Genomic DNA, 25,845 nt, shown 5'->3' with positions numbered 1-25,845 from the left:
TCGCAGTTCGTTAGCCTTTATTGCTTATTCCGGTATCTCCGCTTTCCTTACCCCCGAGGCGCTTCATGACCCCTTTCCTCCGGCGCATGCCCCCGCTGCTTGCCGCTCTGATCGCCGCCGCCGTCCTGGCCGGCTGCTCGGAGACGGTCGTCGACACGACGCCGAAATCGCCGGTCTTCTACAATCGGATCGATTCCGCCGGCGCGACCGTCGACCCGCAGGCCGCCGCCAGCCTGATCACGGGATACCGCATGAACAAGGGCCTCGGCCCCGTCACGGTGGATCCGCTCCTGAACAAGATGGCGGCCGATCAGGCGCGCGCCATGGCCAAGGCCGACAAGGTCAACCATGACGTTGGCGGCAGCTTCCAGCGCCGTCTCGCGGCTTCCGGCTTCGATGCCGGCATCGCGGCCGAGAATGTCGGCGCCGGCTATCGCACTCTGGCGGAAGCCTTTTCCGGCTGGCGCGATTCGCCCCACCACAACGCCAACATGCTGAAGCCCGGCGTGACCCGGATCGGCATCGGCACGGCCTATGCGCCGAAGAGCAAGTACAAGGTCTACTGGTCGCTCGTGCTGGCCAAGCCCTATGAGCGCCCGGCCGTCGTGGGCGGCGGACCGCTGCCGGCCGATGGCAGCACGGTCGTCTCTATCGGCGGCGCGGTCGTCAACCGCTAGCCGGCGCAACGAGCAGCGTTTCCAGGGCCCGGGCGGCCTTGGAGCGGTAGCGCTCCTTGTGCCAGACCATGCTGAAAGCGCGCGGCGTCATCTCGAAGGCGACGCGCGCCAGCTTGCCGGCCGCGATATGCGGGCTGGCGACCAGTTCGGATACCACGGTCGCGTGGTCCCCGACTTCGACGGCGGCCCGAACCGCCTCGTTGCTCGGCAATTCCAGCTCGACCTTCAGCGTCTCGGGCAGGATGCCGCGCGCGGTCAGCGCCGCCTCGAACACCGAGCGGGTGCCCGAGCCGCGCTCGCGCATCACCCAGCGCGTCGCCGCGATTTCCGCCGTGCCCACATGGCTTGCCTTCGACAGGGGATGTTCTGGGGTCGCGACGAGGATGAGCCGGTCCTCGCCAACCGCCCGGGTCGCCAGCGCCGGATCGTCGATCTCGCCCTCGATGAAGCCGATTTCGGCCAGACCCTCATGCACCGCATGGCGCACGGTTTCGGTGTTGCCGGTGGCGAGATGGATGCCGATCGAGGGATAGGCGGCGCGGAAGCGGACCAGTGCCGGCGGCAGCCAGTAGCTCGCGATCGTCTGGCTCGCCTGGATCTCCAGCGTGCCGCGCATCAGCCCGCCCAGTTCCGCCAGCGCCAGTTCGGCCGCCTGAGCGCGGGCGAGCGTCGCCTGCGCCTCGACCAGGAAGACGCGACCCGCCTCGGTCAGCTCGATGCGCCGGCCGACCCGGTCGAACAGGCGCGTATCGTAGCGCGCTTCCAGCGCATGGATGGCGGAGCTTACCGCCGACGGCGTCAGGCGCAGCGCCTCGGCGGCGCGCGTCAGATGCTCGCGCTCGGCGACGGCGATGAAAATTCTAAGCTGGTCGAGGGTCATGAGAATGTTTGTTCGATTGGATCGAACGAACAGTATTATATTTCGAAATGGATTGCATGATTAGCCGGCTGCATCTTCCCGGCATGTCCTTCGCTCTCCGCTCCTTCCCCGCTCGTCTGCACCCCCTGGCTCCGGGACTGGCCCTTACCGCTGCCGTGGCGGTCGCGGCCCTCCTGGTCGAGCATGCCGAGGCCGCCTTCTTCGGCCGCGCCTGGCTGGATGGCGTGGTGCTGGCGATCCTGATCGGCGTGGCGGTCCGCTCCGTCTGGCGGCCCGGCGAGAGCTTTCTGCCCGGCGTCGTGTTCAGTGCGCGCACGTTGCTGGAACTGGCGGTCATGCTGCTCGGCGCCTCGATCAGCGCCGCCGCCGTCGCCGCGCAGGGCCTGACCCTGCTGGTCGGCGTCGCGCTGGTGGTCACCTGCGCCATTCTGGTCAGCTATGGCATCGGCCGGATGATGGGGCTCGATCGCGGCATGGCGATCCTGATCGCCTGCGGCAACTCGATCTGCGGCAACTCCGCCATCGCCGCCGCGGCGCCCGTGATCCATGCCGATGGCGAGGATGTCGCTTCGGCAATCGCCTTCACGGCCGTGCTTGGTGTCGTCGTCGTGCTGACGCTGCCGCTGCTGATATCTGTGTTCGGCCTGTCCGTGACGCAGTACGGCGTATTCGCCGGGCTCACCGTCTATGCCGTGCCGCAGGTGCTGGCCGCGACGGCGCCGGTTGCCGCCGCCAGCGTCCAGATGGGCACCTTGGTCAAGCTGCTGCGCGTGCTGATGCTGGGGCCGGTCGTGCTGGTGCTGTCGCTGCTGCAAAGCCGGGTCGACGGCGCTGGCATCGCGACCGGACGCCCCAACCTGCGCCACATGGTGCCCTGGTTCATCCTCGGCTTCATCGGGCTCGGCATGCTGCGTTCCGCCGGGTTGATACCGGATTGGGTCGTCGGCTATACGGCCCCGCTCGCGAGCTTCCTTACCGTGCTCGCCATGGCGGCGCTGGGCCTGGGCGTCGACGTCCGCTCCGTGGCGCGGGCCGGCCTGCGGGTCACGGCAACGGTCGTGCTGTCGCTCGCGGCGCTGGGCATCATCAGCATGGTAGCGATCCGGTGGATGGGGATCGCCTGAGCCGCGCCTTCAGCGCCTCGGCCCTCTGCCGCGCGGTGTGGACGAGGCGACGGGCGATGGGGCGCAGGCTCAGTTCCAGTCGCGCCAACGCCAGGCCGATCTCGTAGCGGAGGCCGCCACCCTTCGGCCCGATGACGAGCGTGCCGATTTCCAACCGGTCCGGCCAGATTGGGTCGACCATGGGGTGGTCGGGAATGGCAATCGAATCGATCTGGTCGATGGCCGGATCGGCCAGCAGCGCGACGGACGCCTCCAGCATGATGTGGACGCCGGGCGAGAAGCGCGCATAGGCTTCGTCATAGGCGATCTTCCATGTCACGGCGCTGCCACCGGCCTTGAAGCTGACCAGCATCGCCACGGCGCGGCCCTCGAGCCGGATCGCGTGGATGGTCGCATCGCCGCTGGCGACGGAGGCCTTGGCAAACGCCTTTTCGCGCTCGCGAAGCGTTAGCGCCGTGCCGCGCCGGCCCTTCCAGCCGCTCGCCTCCAGCGTGAAGAAATCCTCCAGCGCGGCCGCGAGACGTTCCGGATCCGAGACGTGCTCGGCAGTGAGTGTTCCCAATTCCCCGAGGCGGCGAAGCTGGCGCGCCAGTTCCTTGCGCTTCTTGGCCGAGATCGCCTGCCGGAAAAGCGTGGGAGCGGGACCCGTCCGCTTCAGCATGGCTCGGCGGTGCGCGGCGAGCACGGCGATCGGCCGGCCCGTGATCTCGGCCTGGTGGCGCAACGCGTCTGCGGCGGGGCCTGCGAGCGGCAGATAGGGGAACTCGAGGATGCGCCGTCCCGGTCTCCCGCCATCCATGGCGGCGATCAGTCCGGCGGCCGCGGCGTCGATCGCACCGGCGTCGAGCAACGGGGTTCCGAGCGGCCCATGCGGATGCACCCAGACGGCCATGGCGGGGATCAGCCTGCCGAGAGAGGTCGGGCGGATCGGCGCCAGGGCGATGACGTCGCCGCTGGCATCGGTAATGGCGGCGATCGTTACGCTTGGGTCGCCGAGGTGCTCTCGCGCCGCGCCGAGAAGGCCCGCGGTAAAGAAGGGATTGTCCTCGGCCGCGCCCGCAACCGGTTCTCTCGCCGGAGCCGGCACTTCCGCGACGGACGGGGTCGTCACGGCTGGCGCTCCGAACGCGGGGTCAGGCGGATTGTGCCGCGCGGTCCCAGCACATGCAGGATCGAGCAGCGCAGCTTCAGCCGCCAGCGCACGGCCAGATACACGGCCAGCGTTTCGAGGCAAAGCGCCAGCGAGGTGGCGATCGCTGCGCCCTCCAGCCCGAAATGCGGGATCAGCGTGTAGTTGAGGACCAGGTTGACCAGGAACGTCCCGGCATAGACGGCGGCGCAGATCCGCTGTTCCCCCGCCATGGTCAGGATGCTTTCCGCCGGACCGATCGAGGCGCGCACCAGCAGCCCGGCTGCGAAGATGAAGATCAGCGGGAAGCCGGAAACGAAACTGGCGCCGAACATCGACAGCAGGAAGCGGCCGCAGAGCAGCAGCAGAATGACGGCGACGACGGAGGGCCAGAACGTCCAGTGCAGCGAATCCCGCACCGTCGCCTCGAAGCGGACGCGGTCGCCGGACGAATAATATTGCGAGAAGCGCTGCATGGTGGCGGCGCGGACGGCGAAATAGACGAAATGGACCAGCGCCAGCGTCTTCACCGTGGCGAAATAGACGGCGACCTCTTCCGGCGGGCGCAACTGGCCGACGATCAGGATGTCGACATTGGTCAGCAGGTTGAAGAACCCCTCGACCAGGAAGATCGGGAAGGCGACCGCGATCCAGGTGAAGGAGCGATAGTGGCGGACGCCAGGCGTCACGACCTTTTGCGTGCGATAGGCCAGCGCCCCCATCTGCAGCACGCTGGTCAGGTAGGTGGCGAGGATCGCCGTCGTCATCGCCGTGGTGGCATCCGCGACCGCGCCCATCTCCAGCGCCACATAGGTGAAGAGGATGATCAGGACGGGGCGGATGATGAAGGTCGGCCAGAGCGCGAGGTCGGCCCAGTTGAAGCCGCGCGCCAGGCCATCTTGGATCTCGCCGATGGCCAGCATCGGAATGCAGATCGCCGCGAGATAGAGCGGCATGACATAGTAGCTGGCGATGCTGTCGCGAAACAGGAAGATGCCGATCAACCCGATCGCGGCGATCAGCGTCGCCGTGGCGAGGCCGTGCACGCGGCTGCCGATCAGGATGCCGCGCAACAGCGCGAGTTCGTTGCGTGCGGCATATTCCGGCACGAAGCGCACGACCGCGGTCTGGATGCCGAGGCAGGCGAGGCCGCCAATGATGACGGCGCCGACCCAGACGACGACATAGACGCCATATTCGAATTCGCCGATCCAGCGCGCCAGCAGCACCTGGCTGGCATAGGCGATGACGGCGGAGAGAATGCGGATGGTGAAGGCGGTCAGCGCCATGCGCTGGGCAACGGCGCGGTCGTCGCGGCCGGTGACGATGTTGTCGGCGATCGCGGTCAGGCGGACCAGGCGGGCGCGGAGCACCGCCGGCGCAAAGCGCTCGACCATGCCGACGAAGGAAACACGCACCGGGCGGAGCTCCTGAACCGAAAGGGGAAATCGGGACGACCAGCGCGTTTTGTAGCGGTTTCTGCTTTAAGAAAGCGTTCGCCCGTCGAAACGGGCCAGCTCTTGCCGAGGATATGCTGACCGACATGACCGACGATGCAGCCCATGCCGCCCCGGGCGAAAGCGCACTCTGGCTCGCCGACCGCTTGCTCGATGCGCGGGGGATCGCCTGTCCGCTGCCGGTTCTGAAGGCGCGCAAACTGCTTGCCGGCATGGCGCGGGATAGTCGCCTGCTCGTCGAGGCGACCGACCCGATGGCGGCGATCGACATCCCGCATCTCTGCCATGAGGATGGCCACATCCTGATCCGGCAGGAACGCGTGGACCAGGGCGGGCGCATGATCCTGCGCTTCCTGATCGAGCGCGGCGCGAACGCCGCTCAGCCCGACTGAGGAGGCTCGATCACAGCCAGCAGAGCCGCGAGACCTCGCTCAAGGATCGGGCGGAGTTCCGGATCGGTGGCGACGGCGTCGGCTTCGCGATTCCCAGCGAGGAGGGCAACGGCGATGTGCGCCTCGTCCACGACCCGGGCCGACATGGTGGTGAGGACCAGTCGAAGCGCCGCCTGCGCATCGGACGCGCGCGGCGAGGCATTGAACAGCGCGACCGGCTTGCCGGGAAGCTCATGTCCTCCCACGAGCCAATCCAAGCCATTCTTGAAGGAACCGGGGATTCCACGTGCATATTCCGGGCAGGAGATCAGGATCGCGTCCGCTGCGTCGACACGGGCGCGAAGATCGGCGACCGGGGCGGGCAGGGGGCCGGCCTCGATGTCCGGGTTGAAATGGGGCAGGTCGCCCAAGCCTTCGAAATGCTCGAAGACGACACCCACTGGCGCGATTTTTTCAGCCGCGCGCAACAGCGTCCGGTTGGAAGAGGCGGCGCGGAGGCTGCCGCAAAGCGTCAGGATCTTGGGCATGGACGGACCGAATCGCTCCAGCATGGTGGGGGACCATGTTGCCGGAGCGATCCGGCGACGCCAGCCGGTATCGAAGGCTAGCCGAGATAGCGGATCTTGCCGCCCTTGGTGACGATGCAGTTGAACTGTCCGCCGTCGATGACGAGACCGAACTCATAGGTGCTGCTGCGCACCTTGGTGCGGTTGATCTGCACGTTGCCGCGCAGGGCATTGTGCTTGATGGCGGCCTTGTTGATGCAGATGTTCTTCGCCGCGTTCTGCGAAACGGCCAGGGCCTGGGTCGGCATCATCGGCAGGCAGGCGGCGATCGACACGGCTGCGGCGACGGCAATCTTCATCGACATCTTGGCTCTCCTCAGGGTTGCCTCTGATGCCTTAACGACGCCTTTCCCATTCGGTTCCGTCCCGGCAAGCGCAATTGTTCCGGGGCCACCTGCAACCGCCGATGGCGGAGGCTACCCGCGTGGTCAGGGCCGGAAAACGCCGGAAAAGCCCGAGATGGCGAGGGGGTTGTCGGCCACCGTCGTTGCGTCGGCGATATCGGTCTGCGGCAGGTCGGAGAAGGCGCCGACCAAAGCGCGTTCGGCCGCTTCCGGCATGTCGCGCACGATCAGCACCAGCCGCGAGCGGCGGTCATCGCTCGGCCAGGCGGGAAGCCGGGCGGGCGGATGGAAGATCGTCTGCGCCGCCTGGATGACGAGCGGACGGTCGGGTGCGTCCGCCGTCTGCACCAGCCCCTTCAGCCGCAGCAGGCTCGCGCCATGCTCGCGGGCCAGCCGGTCCAGAAAATCATCCAGCGCATGGCGGGAAATCGGCGTCGAACGGGTCGCGACGAAGGAGCGGATACGCGCGTCATGCCGATTCACGTCATGCGCGTGCTGGTGCGCATGCGCCGCATGCCCGTGACCATGGTCGTCATGGTGATGGTGATGGCCGTGATCGTGACCGTGACCGGCATGCGCTTCGGCCGCCAGCCAGCCGACCACGTCGGCGATCTTGCCTTCGGTGGTGAAGGGCTGCGTGTCGAACAGGTTTGCGGGCTGCACGTCGTCGTGGGACGCTTCGAGGATGACGGCGCCGGGGTTGAGGGCGCGGATGCGGTCACGGATCGCCGGATCTGCTTGGGCGAGGTCGGTCTTGGTCAGCACGATGCGGTCGGCGACCGCGACCTGCCGGTTCGCCTCGTCCGACATGTCGAGGGTGCGCGCGCCGTTGACGGCATCGACCACGGTGACGACGCCGTCGAGCCGGTAGCGCATCGCCAGATAGGGGTGGAGCAGCACGCTCTGCAGCACCGGCGCAGGATCGGCCAGCCCGGTCGTCTCGATGACAACCCGGTCGAGCCGTTCGATGCGGTGGTTGTCGAGCGCGCGCAGCAGGTTCTCGAGCGTGGTCACCAGCTCGCCGCGAATGGTGCAGCAGAGGCAGCCGGAGGAAAGCTCGATGATGCCGTCCTCGGACTCGCCGACCAGCAGATGGTCGAGCCCGATCTCGCCGAACTCGTTGACGATGACGGCGGTGCCGGCGAGCGCCGGATCGCGCAGCAGCCGGTTCAGCAGCGTCGTCTTGCCGGCGCCGAGAAAGCCGGTCAGCACGGTCAGCGGGATCGGCTTCGGGCGTTGGCGGGCGGGGTTCTGGGCGGCTTCCTGAGACAAGCGCGTCACTGCGAGATGGCGAGCGCCGAATCCGGCAGGGGGGCGACGTCGGTCGAGTCGAAGGGAACGCCGAGCTCGATCTTGGGCTTGGCGGGCGCCTTGGCCTTCACCGGCTTGTCGCCTTCTTTCTTGGCGACGGCCTTGGAAGGCTTGGCGACGGGCTTCGCAGCCGACTTCTTGTCGCCGTCCTTCTTGCCGTTCCGGGTGGTCTTGCCCTTTTGCTTCTTTTCCTGCTTGGCGGCAGCCGCGGCGATGGCGGCGGCTTCGTCCTCGGCTTCGGCGACGGCGGCTGGCTTTATCGAGCCGTCCGGGTTGCGCACGCCGATCGTCGAGACGACGACGGGCTCCATCAGCTTGACGCGCGGCTCCAGCGCGCTGGGCAGGTTTGGCGCGGCGGCGGTCTCCGCCTCGTGCTCGCCGCGTTCCTTGCGGTTGCAGATGTCGTCGCGCATGTTGATCGCGCCGTCGACTGGCGAGGCGCCGCGGAAGCTGGCCAGCGTGGGACGGTTGCCGGTCAGCGCCAGGCTGCCGAAGCTCTGGTTCATCAGGCGAGCCGTCAGCTCGGCGCGTTCCTTGGCGGTGCTGGAACCAAGCACCACTGCGACCAACGTATGGCCGTCGCGCGAGGCGGTCGCCACGACGTTGAAGCCGGAGGCGCAGATGAAGCCGGTCTTCATGCCGCTCGAGCCGGGATAGCGCTCGAGCAGCGAGTTGGCGGATTTCAGCACGCGCTTGCCGGAGCGGATCGCGGTGATGCCATAGAGCTGGCGCCGTTCGGGAAACTCGATCCAGAGCGCGCGCGCCAGCACGGCGAGATCGCGCGCCGATGTGAACTGGCCCTCGCCGGGCAGGCCGTTCGGATTGATGAAATGGGTGTTCGTCATGCCGAGCCGGGCCGCCTCGGCATTCATCATCGCCACGAAGCCGGCCTCGCTGCCGCCCACCGTCTCGGCGATCGCCATGGCGATGTCATTGGCCGAATGCACCAGCATCATCTTCAGCGCATTGTCGAGATCGATGACGGTTCCGACCTTGAAGCCCATCTTGCTCGGCTGCTCGTTGAGCGCGTGGCGAGAGACGACGATCTGACTCGCCAGCGAGATCCTGTTGTCGCGGATCGCCTTGAACACGACATAGGCGCTCATCAGCTTGGTCACCGAGGCGGGGTACCAGTCCTGGTGCGCATTGCGCGCCGCAAGGACTTTGCCGCTGTCGATGTCGGCGACGATGTAGGGCGTCTCCACCGCGGAAGCCGCGTTCACGCCAAGGCCTACCAGCAGGATGAGTGCGAGGAACCGGGCGATCGATCGGGTCACGAAGTGCATGTCAGGCTTTGTCCGTGTCGGGAAGGTGGCGGGACCGACGAGGCCGGCGCGTCGGACCTGAATAACCGATCTGGGGCGGGCTTGGCAAAGCGACCAAACCGCCGACTTGGCGGACGATCCGGAAGTCCTTGGAATGAGAGCGAAAATTTCTCTCTGTCCACGAGGCGCTTCAAACGGCTTCCGCGAGGCGATCGGCCGATTTTTGACGACCGATTCACGATTTCGCGCAGCCCGCGCCGCTGCGGAGACCATAGCGTGACGCAACGTTATGGCCTAGATTAGGGGCATGGGTCGTTCTGGGGGCGGTATGCGAGAGGTCGCCGGACCGGCATGCGGTCTGGCGACGGACCACGATTGTGAGGAGGCGCTGCATGATCCGCGCAACCACCATTCTTCCCGCCGGCTCCTGGACCGGGGCCGTCGCCGATACTGTGCTGCTGGACTATGAAGCCCGTCGACGAGGGCGCCTGGCCATGTCGGCGAAGGGCGGCGTGTCGTTCCTGCTCGATCTGCCGATGCCGGTCGGGCTGCGCGATGGCGACGGGCTGCTGCTGGAGGATGGCCGCATCATAGCGGTCGAGGCGGCGAGGGAGCCACTGATCGAGGTCTCGGCCGGCAGCCTGCCGAAACTGGTTCGCATCGCCTGGCATATCGGCAATCGCCAGTTGCCGACGCAGATGATGGGCGACCATCTTCGGATCCGCCCCGATCCGCTCGTTGAGGCCAAACTGACCGAACTCGGCGCGATCCTGCATCGCATCGAGGCGCCGTTCGATCCCGAGAGCGCGCCCCAGGATGACGACAATCCCTGGGCAGGTTTCTGGCAGAGCTTTGCCGGCCAGCCCTTCTCGCCCGGCTTCGAACAGGCCGATGGCCCCAGTCACTCCGAGGGGCGTGGATTTTTCCACCGCCATGGGCCGACTTTCGCCGAGGCGCATGGCCATGCCTTCTCGGCCGGCCGATCGCGGCAGTCGCACAGCTGGTCCGAGAGCCATGCGCGCAGTCCCGGCCATCAGCGTCGCGATCCCGGCGAGACGCGCGAACCCGATCCGGACGATCCATCGGCCCGGCACGGCTAAGGCAAGGAAAAGCAAACCGGATCGTGATTTTTTGCTGCGCCGCAGCTAGAGTGGAGCTTCGTGCTGTAAACCCCGCGGAGTTCCGGAATGCCGATCATCAATCGTCTGGCCGAGTATCAGGACGAGGTCGCCGCCTGGCGGCATGATCTGCACCAGCATCCGGAAATCCTCTACGACGTGCATCGCACGGCGGCCAAGGTCGCGGAGCGGCTGCAGGAATTCGGCGTCGACGAAGTGGTGACGGGCCTCGGCCGCACCGGCGTGGTCGGCGTCATCCGCGGCAAGCGCGGCGCCGGCGGCCGGACCGTCGCGCTGCGCGCCGACATGGACGCGCTGCCTCTGACCGAGATCACGGGCAAGCCCTATGCCTCGACGATCCCCGGCAAGATGCATGCCTGCGGTCATGACGGCCATACGGCCATGCTGCTGGGCGCGGCCAAGTATTTGGCCGAGACGCGCAATTTTGACGGCACCGCCGTGGTCGTGTTCCAGCCTGCCGAAGAGGGTGGCGCCGGCGGCAAGGCGATGGTCGAGGACGGGCTGATGGAGCGGTTCGGCATCGACGAGATCTATGGCATGCACAACATGCCCGGGCTCGACATCGGCAAGTTCGCGATCCGGCCCGGCCCGATCATGGCGGCGACCGACGAGTTCAATTTCACCATTGCCGGCCGGGGTGCCCATGCGGCCAAGCCGCATCTGAGCCTGGATCCGATCGTCATTGGCTCGCATCTCGTGCAGGCCATGCAGACCATCGTGTCGCGCTCGGTCGATCCGCTCGACTCCGTGGTCGTCTCGGTGACCAAGTTCCACGCCGGCGAAGCGCACAACATCATCCCGCAGACCGCCTTTCTGGGCGGCACCGTGCGCACCCTGACGCCGGAGATGCGCGATCTCGCCGAGAAGCGGATCCGCGAGATCGCCGCCGGGATTGGCGCCACTTATGGCGCCCGGATCGAGGTCGACTACGACCGGAATTATCCCGTGACGGTGAACCACGTCGCCAACACCATCTTCGCGGGCGACGTGGCTTCGGAGATCGTCGGCGGCGACCGCGTCGATCGCGAGGTCGCGCCGATGATGGGCGGCGAGGACTTCTCCTACATGCTGGAGAAGCGCCCCGGCGCCTTCATCTTCATCGGCAATGGCGACACGGCCGGGCTGCACAACCCGGCCTATGATTTCAACGACGAGGCCCTGCCGATCGGCGCATCCTACTGGGTGCGCTTGATCGAGACGTCGCTCTCGCCGGCCTGAGCGATCGGCTCCACGTCGTTGCGCGTCTTCCACAGCGAGAGGATGACGCCGGCGGCGAGGATGCCAATGGTCGAGCCCAGCGACACGAAGGTGTTCACCGGGCCGATCAGGTGCGTCCAGAAGATCTTGCCGCCGACCAGCACCAGCACCAGAGCCAGCGCGTATTTCAGGTAGTGGAAGCGGTGCACCATGGCGGCCAGCGCGAAATAAAGCGCGCGCAGGCCGAGAATGGCGAAGATGTTCGAGGTGTAGACGATGTAGGGGTCGGTCGTGATCGCGAAGACGGCGGGCACGCTGTCGACCGCGAACACGATGTCGGCGATCTCGATCGAAACCAGCGCCAGGAACAGCGGCGTCGCCACCAGATGCGCCTTGCCGCCGGCCTGCTGAACGCGGGTGAAGAAGCGGTGGCCATCCAGATTGGGCGAGACGGGAATCATCCGCCGCACCAGCTTGAGGATCCGGCTCTTCTCCAGGTCCATCGGCTCGTCGCCGGCAAACAGCATCTTGATGCCGGTGAGGATCAGGAAGGCGCCGAAGATGTACAGGATCCAGCCGAAGGACGAGATCAGCGCCGCGCCGAGGCCGATCATCACGGCGCGCAACACCAGCACGCCGAGAATGCCCCAGAACAGCACGCGGTGCTGGTAGGCGCGCGGGATCGCGAAGGCGCCGAAGATCAATGAGATGACGAAGATGTTGTCGAGGGCGAGGCTCTTCTCGACGACGAAGCCGGTCAGGTAGAGCATGCCGGCATCCGCGCCGAGATCGTACCAGACCCAGGCACCGAACAGCAGCGCGACGCCGATGTAGAAGCTGGAGAGCAGAAGGCTGCGGCGGATGCCGATCTCGTGGTCACCACGATTGAGCACGCCGAGGTCAAGGACCAGCAGCAAAACGACGATGCCGGCAAACAGCAGCCAGACGGCAGCCGGCTGGCCGAAAAATTCGGCCCCGAAGAACGAAACAATATCCATGGATCACGAGCACAGGTCGCCGGGCCAAACTATTTAAGGGTCCGACATCACGGTGGGCGACGCACCGCCAGAGGGGCCCGGACCCCGCTCGTTTGCAGGAGATGGCACTCTGGCAATGCCCGCGCAAGGTCCGAAACGCGAAATTTTCTCGACATCCCGGTTGCTTTGGTGCAACCAAAACCCCTTACCACTTCCCCCGGAACGCTCCGCTCGATCGCCGGTGCCCTATATGGGGGAAAACGATGCAGATCGAGGTCAACATGCCCGCCTATCGTTCCCGTACTACCACCCACGGCCGCAACATGGCCGGCGCGCGCGGCCTTTGGCGCGCCACCGGCATGAAGGACGGTGATTTCGGCAAGCCGATCATCGCGGTGGTAAACTCGTTCACGCAGTTCGTCCCCGGCCACGTCCACCTGAAGGATCTTGGCCAGCTGGTGGCGCGCGAGATCGAGAAGGCCGGCGGCGTCGCCAAGGAATTCAACACGATCGCCGTCGATGACGGCATCGCGATGGGCCATGACGGCATGCTCTACTCGCTGCCTTCGCGCGAGATCATCGCCGACTCGGTCGAGTACATGGTCAACGGCCACTGCGCCGACGCCATGGTCTGCATCTCGAACTGCGACAAGATCACCCCGGGCATGCTGATGGCGTCGCTGCGCCTCAACATCCCGACGATCTTCGTGTCCGGTGGCCCGATGGAAGCCGGCAAGGTCGTGCTGTCCGATGGCAAGATGCATGCGCTCGACCTCGTCGACGCCATGGTAGCCGCCGCTGACGAGTCGATGTCCGATGCCGACGTCACGCTGATCGAGCAGAATGCCTGCCCGACCTGCGGCTCCTGCTCCGGCATGTTCACCGCCAATTCGATGAACTGCCTGACCGAGGCGCTCGGCCTGTCGCTGCCGGGCAACGGCTCGACGCTCGCAACCCACGCCGACCGCAAGCGCCTGTTCGTCGAGGCCGGTCACCAGATCGTCGACATCACCCGCCGCTACTACGAGCAGGACGACGAGAGCGTGCTGCCGCGCAACGTCGCTTCGTTCGGCGCCTTCGAAAACGCCATGACGCTCGATATCGCCATGGGCGGTTCGACCAATACCGTGCTGCACATCCTGGCGGCGGCGCATGAGGGCGAGATCGACTTCGACCTCGATGATATCGACCGCCTGTCCCGCCATGTCCCGGTGCTCTGCAAGGTCGCCCCGGCCAAGCAGGACGTGCATATGGAAGACGTCCACCGCGCCGGCGGCATCATGGCGATCCTCGGCGAGCTGGCGCGCGGCGACCTGCTGAACCTCGACCTGCCGACCGTGCACTCCTCGACGCTCGCCGAGGCGATCGCCCGCTGGGACATCCGCCAGACCAACAGCGAGAGCGTTCGCGAATTCTATCGCGCGGCTCCCGGCGGCGTTCCGACCCAGGTGGCCTTCAGCCAGAACCAGCGCTGGAGCGAGCTCGATCTCGACCGTGAGAAGGGCGCGATCCGCGACGTCCCGCATGCCTTCTCGAAGGATGGCGGCCTCGCGGTCCTGAAGGGCAACATCGCGCTCAACGGCTCGGTGGTGAAGACCGCCGGCGTCGACGAGTCGATCCTCAAGTTCACCGGCCCGGCCGTGATCTTCGAAAGCCAGGACGACGCCGTGCTCGGCATCCTGAACAAGAAGGTCAAGGAAGGCGACGTCGTCATCATCCGCTACGAGGGACCGCGCGGCGGCCCCGGCATGCAGGAAATGCTCTATCCGACCAGCTATCTGAAGTCGCGCGGCTTGGGCAAGGCCTGCGCGCTGGTGACGGATGGCCGCTTCTCCGGCGGCACCTCGGGCCTCTCCATCGGCCATGTGGCGCCGGAAGCCGCGGCCGGCGGCGCCATCGGCCTGGTCGAGGAAGGCGATACGATCGAGATCGATATCCCGAACCGTATCCTGCGCATCAAGATCTCCGACGAGGAGCTTGCCGCCCGCCGTGCTGCCATGGACGCGCGCGGACGAGATGGCTGGAAGCCGGTCAAGCCGCGCAAGCGCAATGTGACGACGGCGCTCAAGGCCTATGCCGCGATGGCGACCAGCGCCGACAAGGGCGCGGTCCGCGACGTCAGCCGCTTCGACGTCTGACCGGCTGAAACGCAAAAGGGGCGCCTTCGGGCGCCCTTTTTTGTTGTCTGGCCTGTCGGTAAAACGGCGGCGTCCGGACGGTCCCGGTGCCGCCGCCTGGCGCTCAATCGCCGATGATCTTGACCTTGTCGCCGGCGGGCGGCAGGGCGTTGCCCTTGATGTCGTTCAGCACGCGGAAGAGATCCCCCGGCCGGTCGACGCCGTTCATGCGCCGCGCGAGGCTGTCCACCGTATCGCCCGACTTCACCGTCACCAACTGCACCCGCAGCGGCTTGAGCGCGGCGGCTTCCTGCGGCGACAGCTTGCGGAAGCTCTGCACCGTCTCGTTCGTCGATTGCTCGAGGCCCGGCGTGTCGGTCTCGTTGGCGAAGATGAAGCGATAGGTCGCGCTGGGGCCGACGCGGATCACGGCGATGCGGAACACCCAGCCCTTGGCTTCGGCGCGCGCCGAGGCGGCCTCCAGCCCGTTGACCGAGAAGCTCTTGATCGAGTTGCGGTCCAGCCCGTTGACCCAGCCCGACGCGATATAATCGGCCAGCGCGGTGCCGACCGGCAGGTTGGCGCCGTCGAAGCGCAGGGCCGTGCCATCCGGCGCCGTCGCCAGCACCGCATCCGTCGTGTTGTCGAGGATGAAGCCGCTCGGCACCGTGAAGGCCACGCCGAGCGTCGGATGGTAGAAATTCTTGCCGCGCACGAATCCCTGCGAGCGGTCATCGCCGAACAGCATGCCGTCAATGCCCTGCAGATAGCGCTCGCGGTCGACCTCGCCGATGCCGGGGGCACCGAACTGACGCGCGGCGCGCACGGCGAAATCCACGCGCTGCGGCGTCGCCGGATGCGAGGCGAGGAAATCGGGCCGCTTGTCCTGCACGCTGCCGGCCGACTTGTAGGCGGCGAAGCGGCCCATCAAGTCGAGGAACCGGGCGGCGGCGAAGGGGTCGTAGCCCGCCTTGCCGATCGTGCGCACGCCGATCGCGTCGGCCTCCAGCTCCTGCTGCTGCGAGAAGGCGGCGAGCGTGCGCTGGCTCGAGGCGAGCGCCAGCTGGCCGGCGTCGCCGTCCTGCAGCACGTCGGTGACGACCCGGCTGACGATCATCGCCGCGCGCGCCTTGTTCTGGCGCTGCATGGCGTGGTTGGCGGTGACGTGGCCCATCTCGTGCGCGATCACCGCCGCGACCTCGGAGGAATCATTCGCCAGCGCCAGCAAGCCGCGCGTCACGTAGAGATAGCCGCCCGGCAGCGCGAAGGCGTTGACCGAAGGCGTGTTGAGGATGGTGATCCGGTAGGATTGCGACGGATCGTCCGAGGCGGCGACGATGCGGCCGACGATCCGCGCCACGGTCTTTTCGAGCTTGTCGTCGTGATAGACGCCGCCGAAGCTCGCGACGATGCGCGGGTGTTCCTGCGCGCCGATACGCGCCTGCTCGGGATCGACAGGGGGAGGGATGGCGGCGCCGGCCGTTGTCTGCGGCGGGCCGTAGGTCTGTTCAAGCACGGTTGTGCAGCCGGCGAGCAGCAGGCTCGCCGTGATGATGGCCGCCTTCCAGAGAAGCGCGCCGCGGGAGCGCGACCGCTCCCTATCCCGTGTGGCACCGAATGCCGTCATTCTTCACCATTGGTCCAACAGTTCGAGCTGCTCGGGATGCGTGATCCGCAAGCTCGGCCCGTCGTGACTCTCGATCCAGCCCCTCAGTCTTACCCGTTTCCCCCTCAACGCCTTCACGTCGATGCCGTCTTCCGCCAAGGCCGCCAGGGCTTCGGCCGTCAGCACCGCCGTGAAATCCGTCGACCAGTCGCGCCCGAAATCCAGATAAGCGATCGGACCGCGCTCCCCGACGGAAACGACTCTTCCCTCAACCAGATCATATACATCGTGTCGGGTTGCAAGTGCGGGATCGGTCGCAGGGCGGATGGCGTAGTATGGATCGGGCCAGAGGCCAAGCCCTGATTTGCGCGCCTGCCGTTCAACATTCATCAAAGCGTCGACACACTGGCGGTTGTCGGCAAAGGAATAGACGCGGGCCAGGCCGCCGGCGACCATCGCCTGCTGCAGCCAGAGCGGTTCGCCGCCTTCCGGAAGGATCTCGACATGGGCGAGCGCGCGGCCGTAGCGGTCGCGCCGGGCGCCGCCATAGCGCAGCTGCGCCGCCTGGCCGAGCGCCATGCGTTCCAGCGCCGTCTTCGCTTCCTCCGCCAGCGGCCATGCCGTGAAATCCGGCCGGCCGAGCGGCAGTTTCGGCGCCTGCATGCCGACCAGCCGCACTTCCAAGCCGGAATCGAGCACCAGCGTGTCGCCGTCGACGACGCTGGCAACCAGGCCGGTCTCGCCCTCGACGAGACGGCATTCGTGCAAGCCCGCCGTCCTTTCGGACCGTTCGGCCCCCGTCGCTTCCGCCATCATCGCTCCCAACATGGCCATGACAAGCCCGAGCCCGCTCGCCGCCAGCGCCCATCCGCACCTCCCGGCGCCCCCGGGAGCGAGCGGCGCCCATAAGCTGCGGCGCTTCGTGCCCATCCCCGTCCTGATTCCCCCGCCCTTGTGTCATCGTCATGGCGACGCGATGACATCGTCTCATGCAGGCTCCCGCTGCGCATCCGGAAATCTGCAAGGCGGGCGTGTGACTCGTCGAAGAGCCGACTGCGACCCAGGCGAGCGGATTGCATCCCAGATTTCTGCGGCGCGCTCTTGAAAACAGGGTGGCAATCGGACCATAAGCATTCCGCCCGCCCGGCAACCCCGGTCAGGCCCGCGCCGCCCCTTGGGCGGCCGATGTCCCGGTAGCTCAGCAGGATAGAGCAACGGTTTCCTAAACCGTAGGTCAGGGGTTCGAATCCCTTCCGGGACACCAAAATTCCGCACCGATAATGTGTGGTTTGGCGCGAGGCTTGTTCGCTCCACTTCGATATTTCCCGAAAGTCCGGAACGGTTTCCAAGAGGCCCAGTCGAGCCGCGACTTCTTTGGCCACCCTCTAGCGGCGGGCTGACCACTTTGGCTGGTCGCGCGACGCAGTCCGCGATGAAAGGTTGATTTCTGTCCCGCCTTTCTCGTCAGGGATGCAGAGCCCAAAAATGGACGCGAAGACAATTTCACGGATTCCAAGATAGCGACCAAGTGTCCGAAGGTCGGTAACGTCAGAACTTAGCAGTGCGCAAACAGAGCTTTGTTTGATCGCTAATTGATCATCGAGAGGACTAAGCCTCTTCCCGAAACGGATCGATATGCTTTTTCCTTGTTGTGACGGAGGAAAAATTGGCTTCTATATTCCGAAATTCGGACCTGAACTCGAAGAGAATGCCGGGTAAACGCATTCTTGTAGCCGGCGGAGCCGGCTTCCTTGGCTCTCATCTTTGTGAGCGGCTGGTTCATGAAGGCCATGACGTCATCTGCGTCGACAACTTCTCGACCGGTCGAATGGAGAACCTACGCGATCTATCGCGCTTCGAGACGTTCAGCTTCATCCGGCATGACATCGTGAATCCTCTCGAGCTGCCCGTGGACGAGATCTACAATCTCGCCTGCCCGGCCTCGCCGCCGCACTATCAGGCGGATCCGATCCATACACTGAAGACCAGTGTCATCGGCTCGCTCAACCTGCTTGAACTGGCGCTCCGGCATCAGGCGCGGATTTTCCAGGCGTCGACCTCGGAAGTCTATGGCGATCCCCATGTGCATCCGCAGCCGGAAGCCTATTGGGGCAACGTCAACTCGTTCGGCCCGCGCTCCTGTTACGATGAAGGCAAACGCTCCGCCGAAACGCTGTTTTACGACTTTCACCACCAGCATGGCGTCGATATCCGCGTTGTTCGCATCTTCAACACCTATGGGCCGAGGATGCGGGCCGACGATGGACGCGTGGTATCCAACTTTATCGTCCAGGCCCTCAGGGGCGACGACCTCACCATCTATGGCGACGGGTCGCAGACCCGCTCCTTTTGCTATGTCGACGACCTGATCGAGGGCTTCTGCCGTTTGATGAACAGTCAGCCGGCTATCCAGAAGCCGGTCAATCTGGGCAATCCAGGCGAATTCACCGTGCGCGAACTGGCCATGCAGATCATTCGCATGACAGGCTCGTCCTCAAAGATCGTCCACCGCCCGCTACCGACGGACGACCCACGTCAGCGCAGGCCCGATATCACCGCTGCCAAGCGCGACCTCGACTGGACGCCTGGCGTGGCTCTGACCGAAGGCTTGAAGTCGACGATCGCCTATTTCGAGCAGCAGTTGAGCCGGGCGGACGGCGAATTCGTCGAGGCCGCGCAATGAGCCGGCCAGCCGTTCTCGTCGTAGGCGGCGCGGGCTTCATCGGCAGCCACACGGCCAAGCTCCTGTCGAGGCAGGGCTACGACCCCGTCGTCTATGACAATCTCTCGACGGGGACGGCGTCGGCGGTGCGCTGGGGCGCACTGGTCGAGGGCGATATCCTCGACCAGAGGAAGCTGGTCGAGACGATCCGGATTTTCGAGCCGGTGGCGATCATCCATTTCGCCGCCTCCGCCTATGTCGGCGAGTCCGTCCAAAACCCTGCCAAATACTACCAGAACAACGTTAACGGCACGCAGTCGCTGCTCGAGGCCTGCCGCCTCGCCGGCGCGCCTCCCGTCATCTTTTCGTCCAGTTGCGCCACCTACGGCGTCCCGGATCACCTGCCGATCCGGGAAGGCGAAGTCCAGCTCCCGATCAACCCCTACGGGCGGACCAAGCTGATAGCCGAGCAGATGCTGGCCGACTATTCGGCGGCCTATGGCATCCGCTATGCGGCGCTCCGCTATTTCAATGCCTGCGGCGCCGACCTGGAGGGCGAACTGGGCGAGGCCCATGACCCCGAAACCCATCTGATACCCCGCGCCATGCTCGCGGCCGCCCGGTCGATCGACTTCCTCGAAGTCTTCGGCGACGACTACGACACGCCCGACGGCACCTGCATCCGCGACTACATCCACGTGACGGACTTGGCGCGGGCCCATGTCATGGCCGTCGAGCACCTGATTGAGGGCGGCGACAATCTTGCCGTCAATCTGGGCACCGGCCGTGGCACCTCTATCCGCGAGATTCTCGAGGCCATTGGTCGCGTGACCGGCACCCAGGTTCCGGTCGAACTGCGGGCTCGCCGGGCGGGCGATCCGCCGATCCTCTACGCCGATCCGACGCTCGCTGCCGAGAAGCTCGGCTTCCACGCGATGCACTCCGATCTCGACACGATCATCCGCACGGCGGCGCCGTTTTTCGGACTGACGGTGCGGCCATGAAGACGCCGCGCATTCTTCCCACGACCGAGCGCGAGGAGCCGCTGCTGGTGCCGATCTTCACCGGGCGCAAGCGGGTGGAATATGTCGTTGGCGTTGCCTTCTGGGCTGCGGCTCTTCTCTTCTTCTGGCAATGGTGGCTGTTCCAGGCGACGCATACCCATCTCTTCGGATCGGTGCTGGTCACGGCCATCCTGGCGTGGATCACCATCCTGCCGGTCTATTTCATCACGATCTTCTACAATGCGCGCCGGCCGAACGGGCCGCTCCGCATTCCCGCGGGCAGCCGGGTCGCCATGGTCGTTACCAAGGCGCCCTCCGAGCCATTCCCGATCGTCGCGGAGACGCTGCTGGCGATGCTGGCGCAGAACGTGCCGCACGACACCTGGCTCGCCGACGAGGATCCGACGCCCGAGACGCTCGACTGGTGCCGCGAGCACGGCGTGTTCGTCTCCACGCGGAAGGGGCGCGCCGACTATCATCGCCAGACCTGGCCGCGTCGCACACGCTGCAAGGAAGGCAATCTGGCCTTCTTCTACGACACCTATGGCTATGAGCGGTATGACTTCGTCTCCCAGCTCGATGCCGACCACGTGCCGGAGCTGGATTATCTTTACAACATGCTGCGGCCCTTTGCAGACCCGGCCATCGGCTATGTGTCCGCTCCCAGCATCTGCGATCGCAATGCGCATGAGAGCTGGTCGGCGCGTGGACGTCTCTATGTCGAGGCGAGCATGCATGGCTCGCTGCAAGCCGGATATAATGGCGGCTACGCCCCGGTCTGCATCGGATCCCACTATGCGGTGCGCACCGCCGCGCTGAAGCATATCGGCGGCCTCGGCCCGGAGCTGGCCGAGGATCACTCGACGACGCTGTTCATGAATGCGCATGGCTGGCGCGGGACGCATGCTCTTGATGCCATTGCCCATGGTGACGGTCCGCGCACCTTCGCCGATCTCGTCACGCAGGAATTCCAGTGGTCGCGCAGCCTGGTGATGATCCTGCTGCAGTATTCGCCGGCCCTGGTGAAGCGGCTGCCGCTGCGCCTTAAGGTGCAGTTTCTGTTCTCGCAGCTCTGGTACCCGCTCTATGCGTTCTTCCTGGCAGCGACGTTCCTCCTGCCCGTGACAGTGCTGTTCTACGGCGCCAACTTCGTGACGGTCACCTATCCCGACTTCCTGCTCCATTTCATGCCGCAATCGCTCATGATCCTGGTGCTGGCGTTCTGGTGGCGGTCGAGCCGGACATTCCGTCCCGTCGACGGCAAGATCTTCAGCTGGGAAGCCATGCTGTTCCTGCTAGCGCGCTGGCCCTGGGTGATGGCCGGCACGATCGCAGCCTTCCGCGACTGGGCAACCGGCTCCTTCGTCGACTTCCGGGTCACGCCCAAGGGGTCTTCCGAGGTTGATCCGCTGCCGTTCCGCGTTCTGGCGCCCTACGTCGTCATCATCGCTCTCTCGATCCTGCCGGTTCTCCTCGTTCAGGATGCCTTCGAGACGCGCGGCTTCTATGTCTTCGCCATCATCAATACCTGCTTCTATTTGGTGCTGATGGCGGTGATCGTGCTTCGGCACTCGGGCGAAAACAACGTTCGCATGCGCAGCCGCGCCTATCGTCCGGCTCTGGCGAGCGGCCTCGTGACGCTGTGCGCGATCATCAGTTTCGCCACCATTGAACGGGGCCGCGACGGCATCGAGGCGCTGACCTGGGGCACGAAGAGCTTCTCCATCTTCGACGACCGCTTCTCGGTCGCGGGCGCGGGCGTCGGGGGACATGCGGTCCACAAGACCGTCTTCAATCCGCGTTGGCGCGGCAGTTCAACCAGTCGTCAGAACGAGCGGGAGCAAGACTAATCATGAAAATCGCGGTCATTGGGACGGGTTACGTCGGCTTGGTCAGCGGTACCTGCTTTGCCGAGTGGGGTCATGAGGTGGTCTGCGTCGACAAGGATGCGCAGAAGATCGCCGGGCTGAAGCGCGGCGTCTTGCCCATCTACGAGCCGGGGCTGGACGAACTGGTCGTAAGCAACGTCAACGCGCGCCGGCTCGGCTTCACCTGCCATCTCCCCGAGGCGTTGAAGGGCGCCGCCATCGTCCTCATCGCGGTCGGCACGCCGACGCGTGCCGGCCATGGCGACGCGGATCTTTCCTTCGTCTACATGGCTGCCCGCGAACTGGCGCCCCATCTCGAAAAGGGCGCGGTGATCGTCGTCAAATCGACAGTCCCCGTCGGCACGGGGGACGTGGTCGAGAAGATTGTCGGCTCAATCCGACCGGCCGGATCGTTCTCGGTTGCGTCGAACCCTGAATTCCTCCGGGAGGGCGTTGCCATTCGTGACTTCCTCGAGCCGGATCGTGTTGTAATCGGCGTCGAAGACGACCCTGCGCGCAAGGTCCTGACGGCGCTGTATGGCCCGCCGTTGGAGGCTCGGGACACCCCCATCGTGGTAACCCGGCGCCGTACCTCGGAACTGATCAAGTACGCTGCCAACGCATTTTTGGCGACCAAGATCACCTTCATAAATGAGTTGGCCGACCTCTGCGAGGAAGTTGGCAGCGATGTCAGCGAACTCGCGCTTGGCATGGGGTTGGACAAGCGAATCGGCGCCAGCTTCCTCAATGCCGGCCCTGGCTATGGGGGCTCCTGCTTCCCGAAAGACACGCTGGCGCTGCTGCGCACAGCGCAGGATCACGGCATCGCGCTGCGGCTGGTGGAAGAGACCGTCACCGCCAATGAAGCGCGCAAGCGCCGCATGGCGCTCAAGGTGATGGAGGCGCTCGGCGGGGAGGTCGAAGGTGCGACAATCGCGGTGCTGGGACTGACCTTCAAGCCCGACACGGACGATATGCGCGATGCGCCGTCCGTCCCGCTCATCGAGACGCTACAGCGCTTCGGCGCCCGAATCCGCGCCTACGATCCCATCGGCGTGGAGAACGCCAGCCGGGTTCTCTCCGACATCGCCTTCTGCGACGACCCCTATGAATGCGTTCGTGGCGCCGACGCGGCTGTGGTGGTGACAGAATGGGACAGCATCCGCGATCTCGATCTCGCGCGCGTCAAGGGTGCGATGAAACAGTCCGTCCTGATCGACCTTCGGAACGTCCTGTCGCAGGCGGTAGCGGAGAGTCTCGGCTTCCAGATCACAGCCATCGGCCGTTCTGCATCCAAGCGACAGGAGGTCGTTGCCGGGGCAGGGTCGCACGCGATCTCCCATCGGATCGGGGGCATCAGCAACCAGGCAAGAATCGGAGGTTCAAATGAGCGTATGGAGAGTTGAAACGGGCCGATCCTCGTCAGGCTCGAAAGGGTTGACCCTGATTATCCTTGTGGCATCGACGATCGCCAGCGGAACCGCGTCGGGGGCGGCCCCGGGCGCAAGCCTTCCTAACGCCCCGAACGCGCCCGCCACTTCGACCGCCTCCGCAAGTGCGGTGACCCTACCTGCGGGAGCGTCCCCCATGGTGGCTTCACAGCTGTTTGTGCTCTATCGGGACAAGAGCTGGCAATGGACGGATGGCGCCGGCCGGATGTCCGGCAAGGATCGCCGGTTCACCGCCTGGATCGACGGCGCCAAGGGCAAATCCTGGGCCGAAGGTCGATGGCTGGTCACGGATGCCGGCCTGATGTGCATCAAGGCCAACTGGCACAGCGCCGAGGGGATCTTTCCGGGCAAGACATGCTTCGCGCACCGCATGGCCAGTGGGACGATCTACCAGAAGCAGGAGCCGGATGGAGCCTGGTACGTGTTTCGCCACGCCGATGGCCGCGAAGACGACGAAGCGAAAAAGCTGGTCTCCGTTGACCTGGTCACGGCCCGCTTCGAAAGCCTGAGGCCGGTGCGGGGCCCGGAACAATTGCCGACCAAACCGAAAGCGAAGGAGTGAGGGGCCATGCAGTCAAGATTTTTGATAGCCGCCATTTTGCTGTCCGGGGCGGCTTTCCCCGGCACCCTCCATGCTGCCAGCGGAGTTGCCGGCGCCAATGTCGACAACCGCAGCCAGTTTCAGGACAAGCGGCCCGTCATCGCCACGCCGTCAGTAACCCCCGGCGCCTATGATCCGCATGGTGACTATGCCAACGATTCTAACTCGAAGATCGAGCATGTCTTCCTGCCCTGGGAAGACGTCGATCTCGAGACGCTGGCCATGGCTGATCAGTACGCCAGCCAGCGTGGACGCTCATTGCTGATCACCGTCGAGCCCTGGTCATGGGCCAGAGACTGGCGTGTAACGCCGGATGATCTGCTGCGAGGCATCCTGGCGGGGCGCTATGATTCGAATATGTCTTCGGCCTGCTCCGCCGCGTCAGAGTTGAAGAGCTCTGTGACAATTCGCTGGGCGCAGGAAATGGACGACAAGTCCGGGCAGTTCACGTGGTCGTACTGGAAGCCGGACGACTACATCAAGGCCTATCGCCATGTGGTGGATGTGTGTCGCAAGGAGTTTCCAACTGCCCAGTTTATGTGGTCGCCTCGAGGCGATGAAGGTCTCGAGGCCTACTATCCTGGCAACAACTATGTCGACTCCATCGGTCTTTCGGTCTTCGGATACCAGCCTTACGACCAACTGACTACCGGGCGCGACACAACCTTCGTCGAGCGGACCAAGCCGGGATACGATCGCGTGAAGGGGTTCGGCAAACCCATCGCCATCGCCGAGCTCGGCTATGAGGGCAAGGATGACTATGTCCGCGGCTGGGCCCTCGAAGCCAACCGTCCGCATGCCGAATTCCCGGCCATGACGGCGGTTGTCTACTTCAATGATCGTGAAGTCTATCCGTGGCCCCGCGGAGTCGGTCGGCCGGATTGGCGTGTCGCCAATCATCCGCTGAACTGGCCCGCACCATCCGAGCCGCTGGACTAGCTTGCAGTCCTCTAGTCGCGGCCACCTTTAATGCCGAATGGAATGCCCATTTGGCTTTGGACGACCGCTTCGTCTCCCTGGATTCGCTCAGAGATGAATAGGAAAGAAAAATGTCTCCTATTATCCAATTCACCATTATGGGTGCGGCTTTGTCCACGCTCCTCGTCGCAGGTGCAAGCGCTGCCCCGGCATCCAAGACGGACGACGTAACGGCAAAACTCGCTATTGCCGCGACGCCGATGAGTGCTCAGGCGTTGGAAGCGCTCTATTCCGGCAAGACGTGGAAGTGGAAAGACGGCGGCGGCTATTTTTCCAGCGACCGCCACCGCTTCACCGGCTGGTCGCAGAAAGGCGATGCCTGGTCGTATGGCAAGGGTCGCTGGCAGGTCAACAACAGTGGCAAGCTCTGCATGCCGGCTGTCTGGTACTACAGGACCGGCTACTCCAATAACGTCACATGCTTCCTGCATCGCGAAAAAGACGGCGTGATCTACCAGAAGCCGGCCCTCGGCGGATCTTGGTACGTGTTTCAGCACAATCCCGTCCGTGTCGGTGACGAGGTACGGAAGCTTGCTCCAGGTGACCGGGTGAGCAAGCCGCTGGCACGCCTACAGGCTGGTTCCTGAGAATTTAAGTACGCCAACGGGGCGAAGCAATCCGCCCCGTTCTCTCCCCAGAAGCGCCGGCTGTTTCCGAGACGGGAATCTGTCGAGAGGACACACCCTTGCTGCGCGTCCAAAATGGTCCGCTCAGAAGAAATCGCGGCGGTAGCAGCGTGACTGCTGGCCGAAGCCGCTGGGTGTGCAGACATAGGGCGTGCCACGGCGATAGGCAGCGGCAGATATGCTCCGGATCTTGCCGGCACCTCCCTTGTTGTAGCGGACCTCGCCGTTGACCCGATACTTGGTGAGGTAGACCGTCCGCACGTCACCGCTCTTCTTCCGGGCCTGCTCGGCCTGGGCCTGCCCTTGCAGCGACAGGGATAAGGCAATTCCGGTGGCGGCTATCGCCAGCCAGTTCAGGCTCGTACGACGCAAGTGCTGAAGCCGTTCGACGTATCTCACAGGGGCATCCTCCAGATTTGGGATCTGGTGCGGACTCCTATCGGTCCCCCGCTAAGAATCATGCCGAGAAACGGT

The 25,845-nt window shown here is 65.2% G+C and carries 24 protein-coding genes and 1 tRNA gene; 14 read left to right on the top strand and 11 right to left on the bottom strand.

Annotated features, from left to right (window positions below; translation table 11 throughout):
• The first annotated feature begins 65 nt into the window (after positions 1-65).
• Positions 66-677, top strand: a complete 612-nt coding sequence (locus ABIE08_RS20255; protein WP_354553664.1) for a CAP domain-containing protein — start codon at positions 66-68, stop codon at positions 675-677.
• Here ABIE08_RS20255 and ABIE08_RS20250 read toward each other — a convergent pair.
• Positions 667-1,557, bottom strand: a complete 891-nt coding sequence (locus ABIE08_RS20250; protein WP_354553663.1) for a LysR family transcriptional regulator — start codon at positions 1,555-1,557, stop codon at positions 667-669. The two genes, ABIE08_RS20255 and ABIE08_RS20250, sit on opposite strands and share 11 nt — an antisense overlap.
• Positions 1,558-1,640: 83 nt before the next feature.
• Between ABIE08_RS20250 and ABIE08_RS20245 the strand changes: the two genes are divergently transcribed.
• The gene (locus ABIE08_RS20245; protein ID WP_354554212.1) at positions 1,641-2,681 is read left to right on the top strand and encodes a YeiH family protein; all 1,041 of its coding nucleotides are present in this window, start codon (positions 1,641-1,643) and stop codon (positions 2,679-2,681) included.
• Here ABIE08_RS20245 and ABIE08_RS20240 read toward each other — a convergent pair.
• Positions 2,644-3,792, bottom strand: coding sequence for a GNAT family N-acetyltransferase (locus ABIE08_RS20240; RefSeq protein ID WP_354553662.1), 1,149 nt, complete (start codon positions 3,790-3,792; stop codon positions 2,644-2,646). The genes ABIE08_RS20245 and ABIE08_RS20240 overlap by 38 nt on opposite strands.
• Complete coding sequence (locus tag ABIE08_RS20235) at positions 3,789-5,228, bottom strand: lipopolysaccharide biosynthesis protein (protein WP_354553661.1); 1,440 nt, start codon at positions 5,226-5,228, stop codon at positions 3,789-3,791. Before ABIE08_RS20235 ends, ABIE08_RS20240 begins: the two co-directional genes overlap by 4 nt.
• Before the next feature lie 125 nt (positions 5,229-5,353).
• Here ABIE08_RS20235 and ABIE08_RS20230 point away from each other — a divergent pair, with 125 nt between their 5' ends.
• A complete protein-coding gene (locus ABIE08_RS20230) occupies positions 5,354-5,659 on the top strand; it encodes a sulfurtransferase TusA family protein (RefSeq protein ID WP_354553660.1) in 306 nt (101 codons plus the stop codon).
• On the opposite strand, the gene ABIE08_RS20225 is transcribed toward ABIE08_RS20230, so the two are convergent.
• From ABIE08_RS20225 to ABIE08_RS20210, 4 genes are all read right to left on the bottom strand, one after another.
• Positions 5,647-6,186, bottom strand: coding sequence for an NADPH-dependent FMN reductase (locus ABIE08_RS20225; RefSeq protein WP_354553659.1), 540 nt, complete (start codon positions 6,184-6,186; stop codon positions 5,647-5,649). The genes ABIE08_RS20230 and ABIE08_RS20225 overlap by 13 nt on opposite strands.
• Before the next feature lie 77 nt (positions 6,187-6,263).
• A complete protein-coding gene (locus ABIE08_RS20220) occupies positions 6,264-6,530 on the bottom strand; it encodes a hypothetical protein (RefSeq protein ID WP_354553658.1) in 267 nt (88 codons plus the stop codon).
• Between the two features lie 123 nt (positions 6,531-6,653).
• A complete protein-coding gene (locus ABIE08_RS20215; protein ID WP_354553657.1) occupies positions 6,654-7,841 on the bottom strand; it encodes a CobW family GTP-binding protein in 1,188 nt (395 codons plus the stop codon).
• Between the two features lie 5 nt (positions 7,842-7,846).
• A complete protein-coding gene (locus ABIE08_RS20210; RefSeq protein WP_354553656.1) occupies positions 7,847-9,166 on the bottom strand; it encodes a D-alanyl-D-alanine carboxypeptidase family protein in 1,320 nt (439 codons plus the stop codon).
• Between the two features lie 371 nt (positions 9,167-9,537).
• Between ABIE08_RS20210 and ABIE08_RS20205 the strand changes: the two genes are divergently transcribed.
• Together ABIE08_RS20205 and ABIE08_RS20200 are read left to right on the top strand one after the other, a co-directional pair.
• Positions 9,538-10,245, top strand: coding sequence for an urease accessory protein UreE (locus ABIE08_RS20205; RefSeq protein ID WP_354553655.1), 708 nt, complete (start codon positions 9,538-9,540; stop codon positions 10,243-10,245).
• A gap of 87 nt (positions 10,246-10,332) precedes the next feature.
• Positions 10,333-11,502, top strand: coding sequence for a M20 aminoacylase family protein (locus ABIE08_RS20200; RefSeq protein WP_354553654.1), 1,170 nt, complete (start codon positions 10,333-10,335; stop codon positions 11,500-11,502).
• Here the strand turns inward: ABIE08_RS20200 and ABIE08_RS20195 are convergent.
• The gene (locus tag ABIE08_RS20195; protein WP_354553653.1) at positions 11,460-12,479 is read right to left on the bottom strand and encodes a TerC family protein; all 1,020 of its coding nucleotides are present in this window, start codon (positions 12,477-12,479) and stop codon (positions 11,460-11,462) included. The two genes, ABIE08_RS20200 and ABIE08_RS20195, sit on opposite strands and share 43 nt — an antisense overlap.
• Before the next feature lie 260 nt (positions 12,480-12,739).
• Between ABIE08_RS20195 and ilvD the strand changes: the two genes are divergently transcribed.
• Positions 12,740-14,596: a dihydroxy-acid dehydratase gene (gene ilvD, locus ABIE08_RS20190; RefSeq protein WP_354554210.1), complete on the top strand. Its 1,857-nt coding sequence runs from the start codon at positions 12,740-12,742 to the stop codon at positions 14,594-14,596.
• Between the two features lie 103 nt (positions 14,597-14,699).
• Here ilvD and ABIE08_RS20185 read toward each other — a convergent pair whose 3' ends face one another.
• Entirely contained in the window at positions 14,700-16,202 is a 1,503-nt protein-coding gene (locus tag ABIE08_RS20185) for a M48 family metalloprotease (RefSeq protein WP_354553652.1), read from the bottom strand.
• Between the two features lie 3 nt (positions 16,203-16,205).
• The gene (locus ABIE08_RS20180; RefSeq protein ID WP_354553651.1) at positions 16,206-16,949 is read right to left on the bottom strand and encodes a thermonuclease family protein; all 744 of its coding nucleotides are present in this window, start codon (positions 16,947-16,949) and stop codon (positions 16,206-16,208) included.
• 419 nt (positions 16,950-17,368) lie between these two features.
• On the opposite strand from ABIE08_RS20180, the gene ABIE08_RS20175 reads away from it, so the two are divergent.
• From ABIE08_RS20175 to ABIE08_RS20140, 8 genes are all read left to right on the top strand, one after another.
• A tRNA-Arg gene (locus tag ABIE08_RS20175) sits at positions 17,369-17,445 on the top strand.
• A gap of 402 nt (positions 17,446-17,847) precedes the next feature.
• Positions 17,848-18,864 carry a UDP-glucuronic acid decarboxylase family protein gene (locus ABIE08_RS20170; protein WP_436409595.1) on the top strand — a complete coding sequence of 339 codons (1,017 nt, stop codon included), beginning with the start codon at positions 17,848-17,850 and terminating at the stop codon, positions 18,862-18,864.
• A complete protein-coding gene (gene galE, locus ABIE08_RS20165; RefSeq protein WP_354553650.1) occupies positions 18,861-19,847 on the top strand; it encodes a UDP-glucose 4-epimerase GalE in 987 nt (328 codons plus the stop codon). Before ABIE08_RS20170 ends, galE begins: the two co-directional genes overlap by 4 nt.
• Positions 19,844-21,697, top strand: coding sequence for a glycosyltransferase family 2 protein (locus tag ABIE08_RS20160; protein WP_354553649.1), 1,854 nt, complete (start codon positions 19,844-19,846; stop codon positions 21,695-21,697). The genes galE and ABIE08_RS20160 overlap by 4 nt, the downstream gene beginning before the upstream one ends.
• Positions 21,698-21,699: 2 nt before the next feature.
• Positions 21,700-23,121 (top strand): UDP-glucose dehydrogenase family protein, encoded by a 1,422-nt coding sequence (locus ABIE08_RS20155; RefSeq protein ID WP_354553648.1) that lies wholly within the window; start codon positions 21,700-21,702, stop codon positions 23,119-23,121.
• Positions 23,102-23,728 carry a DUF995 domain-containing protein gene (locus ABIE08_RS20150; RefSeq protein WP_436409589.1) on the top strand — a complete coding sequence of 209 codons (627 nt, stop codon included), beginning with the start codon at positions 23,102-23,104 and terminating at the stop codon, positions 23,726-23,728. The genes ABIE08_RS20155 and ABIE08_RS20150 overlap by 20 nt, the downstream gene beginning before the upstream one ends.
• A 6-nt stretch (positions 23,729-23,734) precedes the next feature.
• Entirely contained in the window at positions 23,735-24,706 is a 972-nt protein-coding gene (locus ABIE08_RS20145; protein ID WP_354553646.1) for a glycoside hydrolase family 26 protein, read from the top strand.
• A gap of 110 nt (positions 24,707-24,816) precedes the next feature.
• Positions 24,817-25,332 (top strand): DUF995 domain-containing protein, encoded by a 516-nt coding sequence (locus ABIE08_RS20140; protein ID WP_354553645.1) that lies wholly within the window; start codon positions 24,817-24,819, stop codon positions 25,330-25,332.
• Positions 25,333-25,455: 123 nt separating this feature from the next.
• On the opposite strand, the gene ABIE08_RS20135 is transcribed toward ABIE08_RS20140, so the two are convergent.
• Positions 25,456-25,770 carry a hypothetical protein gene (locus ABIE08_RS20135; RefSeq protein ID WP_354553644.1) on the bottom strand — a complete coding sequence of 105 codons (315 nt, stop codon included), beginning with the start codon at positions 25,768-25,770 and terminating at the stop codon, positions 25,456-25,458.
• Positions 25,771-25,845 lie beyond the last annotated feature (75 nt).

The sequence above is a fragment of the Kaistia defluvii genome (assembly GCF_040548815.1).
Classification (GTDB): domain Bacteria; phylum Pseudomonadota; class Alphaproteobacteria; order Rhizobiales; family Kaistiaceae; genus Kaistia; species Kaistia defluvii_A.
The sequence above is the reverse complement of the archived record's forward strand: the minus strand, read 5'-3'. Positions and strand labels throughout refer to the sequence as shown.

Bases quoted from the DNA above. Each gene is read 5' to 3' on its own strand.
- ABIE08_RS20255 (WP_354553664.1), top strand. From the start codon at position 66: ATGACCCCTTTCCTCCGGCGCATGCCCCCGCTGCTTGCCGCTCTGATC.
- ABIE08_RS20250 (WP_354553663.1), bottom strand. From the start codon at position 1,557: ATGACCCTCGACCAGCTTAGAATTTTCATCGCCGTCGCCGAGCGCGAG.
- ABIE08_RS20245 (WP_354554212.1), top strand. From the start codon at position 1,641: ATGTCCTTCGCTCTCCGCTCCTTCCCCGCTCGTCTGCACCCCCTGGCT.
- ABIE08_RS20230 (WP_354553660.1), top strand. From the start codon at position 5,354: ATGACCGACGATGCAGCCCATGCCGCCCCGGGCGAAAGCGCACTCTGG.
- ABIE08_RS20225 (WP_354553659.1), bottom strand. From the start codon at position 6,186: ATGCCCAAGATCCTGACGCTTTGCGGCAGCCTCCGCGCCGCCTCTTCC.
- ABIE08_RS20220 (WP_354553658.1), bottom strand. From the start codon at position 6,530: ATGTCGATGAAGATTGCCGTCGCCGCAGCCGTGTCGATCGCCGCCTGC.
- ABIE08_RS20210 (WP_354553656.1), bottom strand. From the start codon at position 9,166: ATGCACTTCGTGACCCGATCGATCGCCCGGTTCCTCGCACTCATCCTG.
- ABIE08_RS20205 (WP_354553655.1), top strand. From the start codon at position 9,538: ATGATCCGCGCAACCACCATTCTTCCCGCCGGCTCCTGGACCGGGGCC.
- ABIE08_RS20200 (WP_354553654.1), top strand. From the start codon at position 10,333: ATGCCGATCATCAATCGTCTGGCCGAGTATCAGGACGAGGTCGCCGCC.
- ABIE08_RS20195 (WP_354553653.1), bottom strand. From the start codon at position 12,479: ATGGATATTGTTTCGTTCTTCGGGGCCGAATTTTTCGGCCAGCCGGCT.
- ilvD (WP_354554210.1), top strand. From the start codon at position 12,740: ATGCCCGCCTATCGTTCCCGTACTACCACCCACGGCCGCAACATGGCC.
- ABIE08_RS20185 (WP_354553652.1), bottom strand. From the start codon at position 16,202: ATGACGGCATTCGGTGCCACACGGGATAGGGAGCGGTCGCGCTCCCGC.
- galE (WP_354553650.1), top strand. From the start codon at position 18,861: ATGAGCCGGCCAGCCGTTCTCGTCGTAGGCGGCGCGGGCTTCATCGGC.
- ABIE08_RS20160 (WP_354553649.1), top strand. From the start codon at position 19,844: ATGAAGACGCCGCGCATTCTTCCCACGACCGAGCGCGAGGAGCCGCTG.
- ABIE08_RS20155 (WP_354553648.1), top strand. From the start codon at position 21,700: ATGAAAATCGCGGTCATTGGGACGGGTTACGTCGGCTTGGTCAGCGGT.
- ABIE08_RS20150 (WP_436409589.1), top strand. From the start codon at position 23,102: ATGAGCGTATGGAGAGTTGAAACGGGCCGATCCTCGTCAGGCTCGAAA.
- ABIE08_RS20145 (WP_354553646.1), top strand. From the start codon at position 23,735: ATGCAGTCAAGATTTTTGATAGCCGCCATTTTGCTGTCCGGGGCGGCT.
- ABIE08_RS20140 (WP_354553645.1), top strand. From the start codon at position 24,817: ATGTCTCCTATTATCCAATTCACCATTATGGGTGCGGCTTTGTCCACG.